At 70.3% G+C, this 12,542-nt stretch carries 15 protein-coding genes and 1 riboswitch; of the genes, 10 read left to right on the forward strand and 5 right to left on the reverse strand.

Going from position 1 to position 12,542, the window contains the following annotated elements:
• Positions 1-24: 24 nt before the first annotated feature.
• Positions 25-321, reverse strand: a complete 297-nt coding sequence (locus B277_RS19515; protein WP_272948433.1) for a DUF6328 family protein — start codon at positions 319-321, stop codon at positions 25-27.
• Positions 322-388: 67 nt separating this feature from the next.
• Here B277_RS19515 and B277_RS06940 point away from each other — a divergent pair, with 67 nt between their 5' ends.
• A complete protein-coding gene (locus tag B277_RS06940; protein ID WP_007926580.1) occupies positions 389-658 on the forward strand; it encodes a DUF7218 family protein in 270 nt (89 codons plus the stop codon).
• 85 nt (positions 659-743) lie between these two features.
• Here the strand turns inward: B277_RS06940 and B277_RS06945 are convergent, their stop codons facing one another.
• The 4 genes from B277_RS06945 to B277_RS06960 form a co-directional block, all read right to left on the reverse strand.
• Positions 744-1,133, reverse strand: coding sequence for an ectoine synthase (locus B277_RS06945; RefSeq protein WP_007926581.1), 390 nt, complete (start codon positions 1,131-1,133; stop codon positions 744-746).
• A gap of 46 nt (positions 1,134-1,179) precedes the next feature.
• Complete coding sequence (gene ectB, locus B277_RS06950) at positions 1,180-2,460, reverse strand: diaminobutyrate--2-oxoglutarate transaminase (protein ID WP_007926583.1); 1,281 nt, start codon at positions 2,458-2,460, stop codon at positions 1,180-1,182.
• A 53-nt stretch (positions 2,461-2,513) separates the two neighbouring features.
• The gene (ectA, locus tag B277_RS06955; protein ID WP_007926585.1) at positions 2,514-3,020 is read right to left on the reverse strand and encodes a diaminobutyrate acetyltransferase; all 507 of its coding nucleotides are present in this window, start codon (positions 3,018-3,020) and stop codon (positions 2,514-2,516) included.
• A gap of 133 nt (positions 3,021-3,153) precedes the next feature.
• A complete protein-coding gene (locus B277_RS06960) occupies positions 3,154-4,200 on the reverse strand; it encodes a MalY/PatB family protein (protein WP_007926587.1) in 1,047 nt (348 codons plus the stop codon).
• Between the two features lie 162 nt (positions 4,201-4,362).
• On the opposite strand from B277_RS06960, the gene B277_RS06965 reads away from it, so the two are divergent.
• The 9 genes from B277_RS06965 to gcvP all read left to right on the forward strand — a co-directional run bounded on the left by B277_RS06965 (position 4,363) and on the right by gcvP (position 12,483).
• The gene (locus tag B277_RS06965; RefSeq protein ID WP_128277091.1) at positions 4,363-5,352 is read left to right on the forward strand and encodes a DUF881 domain-containing protein; all 990 of its coding nucleotides are present in this window, start codon (positions 4,363-4,365) and stop codon (positions 5,350-5,352) included.
• A complete protein-coding gene (locus B277_RS06970; RefSeq protein WP_007926593.1) occupies positions 5,349-5,681 on the forward strand; it encodes a small basic family protein in 333 nt (110 codons plus the stop codon). Before B277_RS06965 ends, B277_RS06970 begins: the two co-directional genes overlap by 4 nt.
• Positions 5,678-6,460 carry a DUF881 domain-containing protein gene (locus B277_RS06975; RefSeq protein ID WP_007926596.1) on the forward strand — a complete coding sequence of 261 codons (783 nt, stop codon included), beginning with the start codon at positions 5,678-5,680 and terminating at the stop codon, positions 6,458-6,460. Before B277_RS06970 ends, B277_RS06975 begins: the two co-directional genes overlap by 4 nt.
• A 22-nt stretch (positions 6,461-6,482) precedes the next feature.
• Positions 6,483-6,872 carry a glycine cleavage system protein GcvH gene (gene gcvH / locus B277_RS06980; protein WP_007926598.1) on the forward strand — a complete coding sequence of 130 codons (390 nt, stop codon included), beginning with the start codon at positions 6,483-6,485 and terminating at the stop codon, positions 6,870-6,872.
• Between the two features lie 81 nt (positions 6,873-6,953).
• The gene (locus tag B277_RS06985) at positions 6,954-7,403 is read left to right on the forward strand and encodes an FHA domain-containing protein (RefSeq protein ID WP_007926600.1); all 450 of its coding nucleotides are present in this window, start codon (positions 6,954-6,956) and stop codon (positions 7,401-7,403) included.
• Positions 7,404-7,406: 3 nt separating this feature from the next.
• Complete coding sequence (gene ftsR / locus B277_RS06990; protein WP_007926608.1) at positions 7,407-8,102, forward strand: transcriptional regulator FtsR; 696 nt, start codon at positions 7,407-7,409, stop codon at positions 8,100-8,102.
• Between the two features lie 34 nt (positions 8,103-8,136).
• The gene (locus tag B277_RS06995) at positions 8,137-8,625 is read left to right on the forward strand and encodes a bifunctional nuclease family protein (RefSeq protein ID WP_007926615.1); all 489 of its coding nucleotides are present in this window, start codon (positions 8,137-8,139) and stop codon (positions 8,623-8,625) included.
• A 168-nt stretch (positions 8,626-8,793) separates the two neighbouring features.
• Positions 8,794-9,378: a MerR family transcriptional regulator gene (locus tag B277_RS07000; RefSeq protein ID WP_007926617.1), complete on the forward strand. Its 585-nt coding sequence runs from the start codon at positions 8,794-8,796 to the stop codon at positions 9,376-9,378.
• Positions 9,379-9,420: 42 nt separating this feature from the next.
• Positions 9,421-9,514, forward strand: a riboswitch (glycine riboswitch).
• Between the two features lie 86 nt (positions 9,515-9,600).
• Entirely contained in the window at positions 9,601-12,483 is a 2,883-nt protein-coding gene (gene gcvP / locus B277_RS07005) for an aminomethyl-transferring glycine dehydrogenase (protein ID WP_051987928.1), read from the forward strand.
• Positions 12,484-12,542: the final 59 nt, after the last annotated feature.

Raw genomic sequence — 12,542 nt, forward strand, 5'->3', positions numbered from 1 at the left:
TGACCAGCGGGTGGAAGCGGTGTCTCAGGTTCCGGATTGCGGGTCCTTGCGACGCCACCTGAAGACCCGGCGGTGGATCGCGATCGGCGCGACGAGCGCGGTCGTCGTGGCGGTCGCGAGGAGGACGAGCACGAGGTAGAGGCCGCGCTGGAAGGAGTCCCGGCACCCGGCGAGTGCAGGATCCTCGAAGAAGGCCCTCCTGCAGGTCGACGGCGCGCACGGCCGTGCGCTCGAGGGGTGCCTGCCACGGAGCGTGGTCGGCGTGCGGTCCGGCTGTAGAGTCGTCCATGCTGCCCATCTACCCCATCGCAGGTGGATCATGCCGCCCGGTGCATGTCACGCGGGGCGGGGGTAGGAGCGTCTGACGTGACCACGAGAGGAGCACACCATGCCCGAGCGGACACCAGGCCCGAGCGTCAAGGACGACGAGCTCTACGAGGAGCTGCGCGACGACGGAGCGAGCAAGGAGAAGGCCGCCAGGATCGCCAACGCCGCGGCCAACAGCTCACGCTCCGAGGTCGGGCGCCGCGGCGGAGAGTCCGGGTCGTACGACGACTGGAGCGTCGACGAGCTGCGCGAGCGCGCCAGAGAGCTCGAGATCGAGGGGCGGTCGTCGATGGACAAGGCCGAACTCATCAACGCTCTGCGTCACCACTGATCCCGTCCTCGTCGGGAGAGCGCGAAGGGGGGGCGGACCGCACCGGGTCCGCCCCCCTTCGCCCGGCCGTTGCCGGGGGGAGTGCTCAGTCCTCGGTGAGGACCGGGTACACGCCGTTTTCGTCGTGGACCTCACGACCGGTGACCGGCGGGTTGAAGACGCACGCGCAGTGGATGTCCTCCTCGACGGTCACGGTGTGCTTGTCCGCGTCGTCGAGCATGTACATGACACCCGGCTCGAGGATGTACTCCTCGCCGGTGTCGCGGTCGAGGAGCGTGCCCTTGCCCTGGTAGACGTAGACCGCCTCGACGTGGTTGGCGTACCAGAACTCCGAGGACGTCCCGGCCTTGAGGATCGTGATGTGGAAGCTGAAGCCGACCTTGTCCTTGGCCAGCACCATCCGGCGGCTCTGCCAGTTGCCGTGAGTGACGTCGTACTCGGTCCCGTCCAGATCGTTGACGTTGAGGACCTTCATGCGGATCTCCTTGTCTCGTGGTGCAGTTCGGTGGGGCGAAGGGGGGTCAGGCGCCGGTGCGAGCCGGCGCGCCGAGGACCTCGCGGGCCGCGTCCTCGAGCTGGTCGAGACCCGCAGCCATCTCCTCCTCGGTGATGGTCAGCGGTGGCATGACCTTGACGACCTCGCTGGACGGACCGGAGGTCTCGACGAGCAGCTTGTGGGCGAAGGCCGCCTTGGCGATCTTCTCGGCGACCTCCTTGTCGGCGAAGGCGACACCGGAGAGGAGGCCGCGACCACGCAGCTCGCTGCCCTCGGCAAGGCCCGCGAGGACCTCGAGGCGCTCGCGCAGCTGGGCCGTGCGCTCGGCGACGTTGCGCTGCAGCGTGTCGTCGGTCCAGTAGGTGCGCAGCGCCGTGGTCGCGGTGACGAAGGCCGGGTTGTGGCCGCGGAAGGTGCCGTTGTGCTCGCCGGGCTCCCAGTCGTCGACCTCGGGCTTCATGAGCGTGAGCGCCATCGGCAGGCCGTAGCCGGAGATCGACTTGCTCAGCGTGATGATGTCGGGGTCGAGGCCGAAGGGCTCGAAGGAGAAGAAGGTGCCGGTACGGCCGCAGCCGGCCTGGACGTCGTCGATGATGAGCAGGACGCCGTGCTCCTTGCACAGGCCCTCGAGCTCCTTGAGCCACTCGCCCCGGGCCGCGTTGAGGCCGCCCTCGCCCTGGACGGTCTCGACGATGACCGCGGCGGGCAGGTTGTGACCAGAGCCGCTGTCGGCCCAGATGCGCTTGAGCCAGGCGAAGTCGGAGGTCTCGCCGACGATGTAGTCGTCGTAGGGGGCCGAGGTCGCGTGGTAGAGCGGCGTGCCGGCACCGGCCCGCTTGAAGGCATTGCCCGTCACGGCGAGCGAACCGAGCGTCATGCCGTGGAAGGCATTGGTGAAGGAGACGATCTCCTCGCGCCCGGTCACCTTGCGCGCGGTCTTCAGCGCCGTCTCGACGGCATTGGTGCCGGTCGGGCCGGGGAACTGGATCTTGTGGGTCATGCCGCGCGGCTCGAGGATGACCTCGGTGAAGGTCTCGAGGAAGTCGCGCTTGGCCTTGGTGTGCATGTCCATCGAGTGCGTCACGCCGTCACGGGTGACGTAGTCGAGGAGAGCCTGCTTGAGCACATCGTTGTTGTGCCCGTAGTTGAGTGCGCCTGCACCAGAGAAGAAGTCGGTGTAGACCTCGCCGTCCTCGGTGGTCTGGTGCACGCCCTTGGCCGTGTCGAAGACGACCGGCCAGTTGCGGCAGTAGGAGCGCACCTCGGACTCGCGCTGGGTGAAGATCTCGGTGGCGGGGTTGGTCATGTCAGGGATCCTTCCTCGAAGGGAGTGTGTGGGGAGCTGTCGTGGCGGCCGGGTCAGAACGGTCCGATGCGGTGCAGCACCTCCGGGTCGTGCCCTTCGTCGGGGAAGTGGGCCTTCACGAAGAGGTCGGTCTCCTCGTGCTGTGCGTCACGAATGCGGGCGAAGCGGGCGAAGAGAGCCCGGGAGGCCGCGTTGTCGTCCGTGATGGTCGTCTCGAGCATCGTCACGTCGGGGACCTGCTCGGCCAGGTGGTCGAGCATGCGGCCGGCCAGCCCGTGGCCTCGCTGGTCGGCGTCGACGGCGACCTGCCAGACCATGAGCGTCTCGGGGGAGTCGGGCCGGACGTAGCCGCTGACGAAGCCGACGACGGCACCGTCGCGCTCGGCGACGACGCTGGTCGCGGCGAAGTCGCGGGCCCACAGCAGGTAGGCGTACGACGAATTGAGGTCGAGCGTCTGCGAGTCACGGGCGACGCGCCACATGGCACCACCGTCCTCGACGGTCGGCCGTCGCAGGACGAAGGGGGAGTCGGTCGAGTGCGGGTCTGGGTCAGCGGTCACCTGTTGCAACCTAACGTGACCAGCCCACAGATCAAGTCAGCATGCCCCAAGGTGGGCGAATTCGCTTGTGCCACAAGAGGGTTCGTCGATTCGTGATCCCGACCACCCGGGACGAAGGGGGGAGTGGCCCCCGTCACCCGGTGGCCGCGGCGACCCGATCGACGGCCTCGGTGAGCAGCTCGGGAGAGGTCGCGAAGTTCAGCCGGGCGTGGCCCTCGCCGGCTCCGAAGGGGAGGCCCGACATGAGGGCGACCTTCGCCGTCGTCGCCAGGTGACGCGCCGGGTCCGGCCCGAGGTCGAGGGCCCGCAGGTCGAGCCAGGCGAGGTAGGTCGCCTCGACGGGTCGCCAAGTGGCTGCCGGCAGGCGCTCGGCGAGGAGGCGGGCGAGCAGGGCCCGGTTGGCATCGAGGTCGGCGATGAGGTCCGCGAGCCAGTCGCGGTCCTGCTCGAGGGCGACGGTGTGCAGGCGCACGGCCAGGTGGCTCGTGCCGTAGGGCAGCCCGTCCGGCAGGGCGGCGACGACGTCCCCGGCGGCGGACCCACTGACGATGCCGGCCGCCTTGACCCCGGGGAGATTCCACCCCTTCGCCGCGGAGAAGACGGCGAGCCACGACTGGGTCTCGGGCAGGGCCAGCGCAGGAGTCCAGGTCGCCCCCGGCAGGACGAGCGGAGCGTGCACCTCGTCGCACACGACTCCCACGCCGTGCCGGTCGGCGACCTGGGCCACCGCGCGGAGCTCATCCGGCGTCGGGACCGTGCCGGTGGGGTTGTGGGGGTTGGCGAGGAGGAGCGCGCCCCGCCCTTCGCGCCCCATCGCCTCGTCGAGCGCTGCAGGGTCGAGCCGGCCCGTCGGGCCGAGGGGCACGGTCACGAGGCGACGCTGCGACTCGAGCACGGTCGAGTGGAAGGGCGGGTATACGGGGACGGTGATGTACACGGGGTCGCCCGGTCTCGTCAGCGCGCACATGGCCGCCCGCATGCCTGTCATGACGTCGGCGACCGGGCGGGTCAGCGCCGGGTCGACCGCGGCCCCGTGCTCGGCGTAGAAGGCGGCGACCGCCTCCATGTACGCGGCGTTGACGGGGTAACCGGTGTCACCGTCACGGGCGATCCGGCTCAGCTCCTCGACGACCGCGGGGGAGGGCATGACATCCATCTCGGCGATCCACAGCGGCAGCACGTCGGGGGGCGTACTGCCGCCACTTGATACTCGTGCGCCGGCGCAGGGTGGTCTCGTCGAGGGTGAGCAGGCGTGGTCCCATGCCTCCACTCTGGCACCCGGTGCACCGCCTACGCTGGACCGGAGGCCCGTGGCCGTCGACATGATCGGAAGGAGTGACACGTGCGCCCAGACCTACCCGACGAGGCACCGGAGACGCGGGTGGACTCCGACGACCTCGGCGAGGGCGAGGACGAGTACGCCGACGCATCCGGTGTCGCTCACCCGCCGCCACGCCGAGACGCCTCCATGACCCTGCTCACGTCGATGCTCGAGCGTCCACTCGACCCCGGGTACCAGGCCGCCGCCGACCGACGGGTCGCACGTGGGCTGCCGGCGAGCGCCGGGAGCAGGCGGTGGGTGCTCTTCAGCTGGCTCCTCGTCATCGGTCTGGTCGTCGGCATCAGCACGGCCGAGCTGCGCGGGCGCGACGGGGCACGCGCTGCTGCACGGGCGGACCTGATCCGCCAGATCGAGGACCGTCAGGCCAGCGTCGAGACCCGCGACACCCGTGCGCGAGCCCTCCAGCAGGAGGTCGACACGGCGACGGCCCAGCTCGACCCGGACCTCGTCGGGACCCAGCGCGAGGAGCTCGACGCCCTGCGGGTGGAGAGCGGCCTGGCCGCGGTGCAGGGGCCCGGTCTGCGGATCACCCTCGACGACGCCCCCGGCGCCCAGCGCAGCGCTGACGGCGACCCGCGGACGGGTACCGATGCCGAAGGGAGGGTCCAGTCCCGCGACATGCAGATCATCACCAACGGTCTCTGGGCCTCGGGGGCGGAGGCGATCACCGTCAACGGGCAGCGACTGACCTCCAGGACGGCCATCCGGTTCGCCGGCGAGGCGATCCTCGTCAACTTCCGACCGCTGACGCGGCCGTACACCATCGAGGCGATCGGCGACCCCACGCAGATGCAGACCCGCTTCGCCGAGGGCAGCGCCGGCTCGTACCTCACCGGCCTGCGCAACAACTACGGCATCCAGACCTCGCTGACCGCGCAGCAGGAGCTGGACCTGCCGAGCGCCGTCAACGTCAGCACCCGGCTGGCCGACGTCATCCCGCGCGGTGGCACGGTGCCCGAGGAGACCCCACTGAAGAAGGAGACCAAGTGATCCCCGCCCTAGGACTCGTGGCCGGGATCATCCTCGGTCTCGTCCTGCAGCCCGACGTGCCGATCTGGATGCAGCCCTATCTCCCGATCGCCGTCATCGCTGCGCTCGATGCCGTCTTCGGTGCCGTCCGGGCCACGCTCGACGGGATCTTCGACGACAAGGTCTTCGTCATCAGCTTCCTGTCCAATGTCGTCGTGGCCGCCTTCATCGTCTTCCTCGGTGACCAGCTGGGCGTCGGGTCGCAGCTGTCGACCGGCGTGGTCGTCGTCCTCGGTGTCCGGATCTTCTCCAACGTCGCCTCCATCCGGCGACACCTCTTCAAGGCATGACGGGCTCGCGGGACGAGGCCGACGAGTCGGCCCCGGAGCAGCTGTCGGTGAGCGCGTGGCGGCGGGTCTACCTCATGGCGCGGCCCCGAGCGACCCGGGCCAATGCCTTCGCCCTCCTGCTCGCCTGCCTGCTGGGATTCGCCATCGCCACGCAGGTCCGCCAGACGCAGGCCCAGGGGTTGGAGGACCTGCGCCAGGACGAGCTCGTGCGCATCCTCGACGACGTGACCCAGAACGGCGCACGGCTCGACGACGAGATCGCCGAGCTCGAGGCGACCCGTGACGGCTTGGCCGACAGCGACGCCACCTCGCCGGAGGCGATCGCCGCGGCACAGGAGCGTGCCGACACGCTCGGGATCCTTGCGGGCACCGAGCGCGCCACGGGTCCGGGGATCCGTCTGCACATCGAGGACGGCGACGGGCAGGTCGACGCGGCGGTCCTGCTCGACACCATCCAGGAGCTACGCGATGCCGGCGCCGAGGCCATGCAGATCGGTGGCGTGCGCATCGTCGCCAGCACCTGGTTCAGGGACGCCGACGGTGGCGTCGAGGTCGACGGCACCACCGTGACCGGCCCCTTCGACATCATCGTCATCGGGGACCCGCAGACGATGAGCTCGGCGATGGAGATCCCGGGCGGCGTCTCGGAGTCGGTCCGCAGCAAGGGCGGCGACGTGACGATCACCGAGTACCAGTCGATCAACGTCGAGGCGTTGCACACCGATTCGTCACCTCGTTACGCTCAGCCCGTCCCGGAGCCGACCGACGGCTCGAACTGATCCGGGCTCGATGAGGAGAGAGATGAGCGACGCGACCTACCCCGAGGACCTGAGGTACACGAGCGACCACGAGTGGGTGCGCGACGCGGGGGAGGGCACGGTCCGGGTAGGCATCACCCACTACGCCCAGGAGGCACTGGGTGACGTCGTCTACGTGAGCCTCCCGGCGGTCGGCGACACGATCGAGCCCGGCGACTCCTGCGGTGAGGTCGAGTCGACGAAGTCGGTGAGCGACCTGTACGCACCGCTCGGCGGCACGGTGACGGCCGTCAACGAGGCGCTCGACGCGACGCCCGAGCTGGTCAACTCCGACCCCTACGAGCAGGGGTGGATGTACGAGCTCAAGCTCGCCGAGGGTGCGGACACCTCCGGTCTGCTCGACGCGGCCGGCTACCGGGCCGAGATCGGCTGACGTCTTTTGCACGACCGTGACCGGCCCGATGTCGGGCCGGTCACGTACGCTTGATCACGCACACGACAGGAGGAGCGCTGGATGAGCGGCAACGAGGCCAACAGGCCCGCACGGCAGGACCCGGCGACGCAGCAGTTCACGGGCGTCGACAGCGGACTGCCGGCGGAAATCCCCGACTCCGACTACCACCTCACGCGTGAGGAGCAGGCGACCGTCGACGCCCTGCACCCGGGCACCGCGCTCCTGATCGTCCTGCGCGGCCCCAACACCGGCGCGCGCTTCCTCCTCGACGACACCGAGGTGACGACCGGTCGCGGCCCGGAGAGCGACATCTTCCTCGACGACGTCACCGTCTCGCGCAAGCACGCGGTCTTCTCCCGCGAGGACCAGGGCTTCGGCGTGCGTGATGTGGGCTCGCTCAACGGCACCTACGTCAACAAGGAGCGCATCGACCAGACGAGTCTGCGCACCGGTGACGAGGTCCAGATCGGCAAGTTCCGCCTCGTGTACTACGCCAGCGCCGCCAGTTGACCGTTGACCGACGAGCGGCTCGGGATCGGTGCGCTCATCGCCCGGCTCCAGGGCGAGTTCCCCGACGTCACGATCAGCAAGGTGCGCTACCTCGAGAGCGAGGGCCTGCTCTCGCCGGAGCGGACCCCCTCGGGCTATCGCAAGTACACGGTGGCCGACGTCGAACGTCTCCGCTTCGTGCTGTCCGCACAGCGCGACCGCTTCTGGCCGCTGAAGGTCATCCGCGAGCGTTTGGACGCTCTCGACCGCGGTCTGGAGGTCGGGGACGACGGTGACGTCGCCCCGCCGCCACGTCCTCAGGCCGAGCGCCCCGACCGGCTGGCGGCACGCGCTGGGCAGCGGCCCCTGCGGTTGACCGCGATCGAGCTGCAGCACGCCGCGGACATCGACACCGGGACCTTCCGCGAGCTCGTCTCGTACGGCCTGCTCCCCAAGGGACGCGACCACTTCGACGCCGACGACCTCGGAGTGGCTCGGGCCTGCGGGTCCCTGGTCGCCGCAGGCGTCGACGTCCGACACCTGCGGCCCTTCAAGAGCGCCGCCGAGCGCGAGGTCAGCCTCGCCGACCACGTCCTCGGCCAGCAGGCCCTGCGCGACCGGGGTGCGGGGGGCGGCGGGTCTCGACGACGCGACGGTCCGCCGGCAGGTCCTCGAGGACTGCCTGGAGCTGCACGTCGCCCTGGTGCGTCGAGGCCTTGACTCCACTCCGTGACCGGAGGGATACGGTAGGAGGGTGAAGCCGCTCGACGTCCTCGGTGTCCGGGTGGAGATGCCCACCTCCCAGCCGATCGTGCTCCTGCGGGAGCGCGACGGAGGTCGACACGTGCCGATCTGGATCGGCGCGGCGGAGGCCACCGCGATCGCCTACGCGCAGGAGGGCGTCGAGCCGCCACGACCCCTGACCCACGACCTGCTCGTCGACGTCATCGCCGCGGTCGGTCGCGAGCTGACGACGGTGCGGATCGACGCGGTGCTGGAGGGCGTCTTCCACGCGACCCTCGTGCTCGACGACGGGACCGAGATCTCCTCCCGTACCTCCGACGGCGTGGCCCTGGCCCTGCGGACCGGCGCGCAGATCGTCGCCACGGACGCCGTCCTCGACGAGGTGGGCATCGAGTCCTCCGACGAGGAGGAGGACGAGGTCGCGAAGTTCAAGGAGTTCCTCGACGAGGTCTCACCCGAGGACTTCGAGGCACCCGACGAGGACCCTCCGGCGACCTGAGCGGACCGGTCCGCGACGAGATCGTTACCGACACGCGGGCGCCCCGCACGGCGCGGATGTTTGACGCCTCACGCCCCCCCCGCCGTAGCGTCGAAGACACACCGGTACGACACCGGTGTCATTCCCAACCGTCATCGGCTGGGACCGACGGCTAGGTGGGAGGGCGCAGTGGACGCCACGAGTGACGAGAGCAGGACCCCGGTCCGCGCCCAGGGCGTGCTCTTCGACGACGACCTGCCCGAGCTGTCCGAGGACATCGGCTACCGCGGGCCGGCTGCGTGCAGCGCCGCGGGCATCACGTACCGCCAGCTCGACTACTGGGCCCGGACCGGCCTCGTCGAGCCCTCCGTGCGAGGTGCGGCAGGCTCGGGGAGCCAGCGGCTCTACGGCTTCCGCGACATCCTCGTCCTCAAGGTCGTCAAGCGACTGCTCGACACGGGCGTCTCCCTCCAGCAGATCCGGGTGGCCATCAAGCACCTGCGCGAGCGCGGGGTCGAGGACCTCGCCCAGATCACCCTGATGAGCGACGGCGCGAGCGTCTACGAGTGCACCTCCGCTGACGAGGTCATCGACCTCGTCCAGGGAGGGCAGGGCGTCTTCGGCATCGCCGTCGGTCGCGTGTGGCGTGAGGTCGAGGGATCCCTGCTCGAGATCCCGAGCGAGCGCATGGGCGGCGACGACGCCGCCGACTCCGGCCCCACGGAGATCCCCGGCGACGAGCTGTCCGCCCGTCGCCGCGCCAAGCTCGCCTAGAGCGCGACGACCGGCGGCACGCTGATAGCCTGAGCGCGCTGCTCACCCCACGGGGGAGAGTCCTCGCGGATCACCGCGGGGCGCCGAAGGGGCAAACTCCCCGGAACCTCTCAGGCGCCAGGACCTCGTGGATCAGGCACCTCTGGAGCGTGCGCGACAGATGGGGAGGCTGACCATTGCACACCTGCGTCCAAGGGAGCCTCATGAGCGCCTCGTCCCCCCCTGTCCGAGTTCGTCGGCCGCCATGTCGGCCCGCGTGATGCCGATGTCACGCAGATGCTCGGACTGCTCGGCCAGCCCAGCCTCGACGCCCTCTGCGACGCGGCCGTGCCCGGGGCCATCCGCCAGACCCGCTCGCTGGACATCGAGGCCTCGCCGAGCGAACTCGCCGTCCTCGAGGAGCTGCGAGACCTCGCGGCGAAGAACTCGGTGCTCACGTCGATGATCGGTCTCGGCTACTACGGCACGATCACCCCGTCGGTGATCCAGCGCAATGTGCTCGAGAACCCCGCCTGGTACACCGCCTACACGCCGTACCAGCCGGAGATCAGCCAGGGCCGTCTCGAGGCCCTCCTCAACTTCCAGACGATGGTCGCCGACCTGACCGGTCTGCAGACGTCGGGGTCCTCCCTCCTCGACGAGGCCACCGCGGCTGCCGAGGCGATGACCGTCATGCGTCGCTCGAGCAAGGTCGCCAAGGACGCCGTGCTCGTCGTGGACGCCAACACCTTCCCCCAGACGCAGGCCGTCATCACCACCCGCGCCCAGCCCCTTGGTCTGGATGTCGTGATCGCCGACCTCACGGCGGTGACCAGCGCCGACGCGCTGCGCGCTGCGGCCGGTGACCGCGAGGTCTTCGGAGTCCTCGTGCAGTACCCCGGCGCCGACGGTCGGATCACCGACTGGCGTGCTCTTGCGGACGCCGCACACGAGGTGGGTGCACTCGTCACCGCCGCGGCCGACCTGCTTGCGCTCACCCTGCTCACCCCGCCGGGGGAGTGGGGCGCCGACGTCGCAGTCGGCACGACCCAGCGCTTCGGCGTCCCGATGGCCTTCGGCGGTCCGCACGCCGGCTACATGTCCGTGCGCGCTGGCCTCGAGCGGACGCTCCCCGGTCGACTCGTCGGCGTCTCCGTCGACGCCGCCGGCCGTCCCGCCTACCGCTTGGCGCTGCAGACGCGCGAGCAGCACATCCGGCGAGACAAGGCGACGAGCAACATCTGCACCGCGCAGGTGCTGCTCGCGGTCATGGCGTCGATGTACGCCGTCTACCACGGTCCTGACGGACTGCGGGCCATCGCCGAGCGGGTCCACGGGACGGCCGTGGGCCTCGCCGACCGGCTGCGGTCCGCCGGTGCCGATGTCGCCGAAGGTCCGTGGTTCGACACGCTGCGCGTGTCGGTGCCCGGCCGCGCCGACCACGTGGTGGCGGCCGCCCTTCGTGCCGGGGTCAACGTGTGGAGGGCAGACGCCGACACCGTGCTCGTCTCCGTCGACGAGACGACCGACCCCAGCGAGGTCGCTGCCGTGGCCTCGGCCTTCGGCGCGCAGGCCGGGGAGGTCGACCTGCACGAGGTCGACGCCTCGCACGCACCCCGAGTCTCGCCGGCCTGGCCGGAGCAGCTCGTGCGCACGAGCGAGTACCTGACGCACCCGGTCTTCCACGAGCACCGCAGCGAGACCGCGATGCTGCGCTATCTGCGCCGCCTGTCCGACCGCGACTTCGCGCTGGACCGGGGCATGATCCCGCTCGGCTCGTGCACGATGAAGCTCAACGCCACCACCGAGATGGCAGCCATCACCTGGCCCGAGTTCGCGTCGCTGCACCCCTTCGCCCCCGATGACCAGACGGTGGGGATCCGCCAGCTCGTGGGGCAGCTGAGCACCTGGCTCAGCGAGGTCACCGGGTACCACTCGGTCTCGCTCCAGCCCAATGCCGGCTCGCAGGGTGAGCTCGCCGGCCTGCTGGCCATCCGCGCGTACCACGCGGCCAACGGCCAGTCGGAGCGCCGCATCTGCCTCATCCCGGCCAGCGCCCACGGCACCAACGCCGCGTCGGCCGTCATGGCCGGCATGCAGGTCGTCGTCGTCAAGACCGCCGAGGGCGGCGACGTCGACATGGACGACCTGCGCGCCAAGGTCGACAAGCACCGTGACGATCTCGCGGCGATCATGGTGACGTACCCCAGCACCCATGGCGTCTTCGAGGACACGATCAGCGAGCTGTGCGCGCTCGTCCACGAGGCCGGCGGTCAGGTCTACGTCGACGGAGCCAACCTCAATGCCCTCGTCGGGCTCGCCCAGCCCGGCGACTTCGGTGCCGACGTCAGCCACCTCAACCTGCACAAGACCTTCTGCATCCCGCACGGCGGCGGCGGCCCCGGCGTGGGGCCGGTCGCGGTCCGCGAGCACCTGACTCCCTACCTGCCCAACCACCCGCTGGCACCTGCTGCCGGTCCGGAGACGGGCGTCGGTCCGATCAGCGCCGCGCCCTACGGCTCGGCCGGCATCCTGCCGATCTCCTGGGCCTATGTCCGCCTCATGGGTGGCGACGGCCTCGCGCGGGCGACCCAGATCGCAGTCCTCAACGCCAACTACGTGGCGGCTCGGCTCGGTGAGCACTACCCGGTGCTCTACACCGGCCCCGGCGGCATCGTCGCCCACGAGTGCATCCTCGACCTGCGCGGCCTGACCAAGGAGACCGGCGTGACGGTCGACGACGTGGCCAAGCGCCTCATCGACTACGGCTTCCACGCCCCGACGATGAGCTTCCCGGTGGCCGGCACCCTCATGGTCGAGCCGACCGAGTCGGAGGACAAGGGCGAGATCGACCGTTTCTGCGACGCGATGATCGCCATCCGCGAGGAGATCGACGCGGTCGCCGCCAGCGGCGACGTCGAGTCCTCGGTGCTGCGCAATGCGCCGCACACCGCCGCGGAGCTGGCAGGGGAGTGGCCCCACTCCTATGACCGCTCCACGGCGGTCTTCCCCGTGGGCGTCGACGCGGCAGACAAGTACTGGCCGCCGGTCTCGCGCATCGACGGCGCCTACGGCGACCGCAACCTCGTCTGCTCCTGCCCCTCGCCCGAGGCCTTCGAGGACTGACCCCTCCACCCGAGCCCCCCTTGCCGCATCTCCCTGGCAGATGCGCAAGGGGGTTCGCA

It is taken from the genome of Janibacter hoylei PVAS-1 (genome assembly GCF_000297495.1).
GTDB classification, from domain to species: domain Bacteria; phylum Actinomycetota; class Actinomycetes; order Actinomycetales; family Dermatophilaceae; genus Janibacter; species Janibacter hoylei.

What these genes read in the sequence shown, in the direction of transcription:
- B277_RS19515 (WP_272948433.1), bottom strand. Translation starts at nt 321, where the DNA reads ATGATCCACCTGCGATGGGGTAGATGGGCAGCATGGACGACTCTACAG.
- B277_RS06940 (WP_007926580.1), top strand. Translation starts at nt 389, where the DNA reads ATGCCCGAGCGGACACCAGGCCCGAGCGTCAAGGACGACGAGCTCTAC.
- B277_RS06945 (WP_007926581.1), bottom strand. Translation starts at nt 1,133, where the DNA reads ATGAAGGTCCTCAACGTCAACGATCTGGACGGGACCGAGTACGACGTC.
- ectB (WP_007926583.1), bottom strand. Translation starts at nt 2,460, where the DNA reads ATGACCAACCCCGCCACCGAGATCTTCACCCAGCGCGAGTCCGAGGTG.
- B277_RS06975 (WP_007926596.1), top strand. Translation starts at nt 5,678, where the DNA reads ATGACGGGCTCGCGGGACGAGGCCGACGAGTCGGCCCCGGAGCAGCTG.
- gcvH (WP_007926598.1), top strand. Translation starts at nt 6,483, where the DNA reads ATGAGCGACGCGACCTACCCCGAGGACCTGAGGTACACGAGCGACCAC.
- B277_RS06985 (WP_007926600.1), top strand. Translation starts at nt 6,954, where the DNA reads ATGAGCGGCAACGAGGCCAACAGGCCCGCACGGCAGGACCCGGCGACG.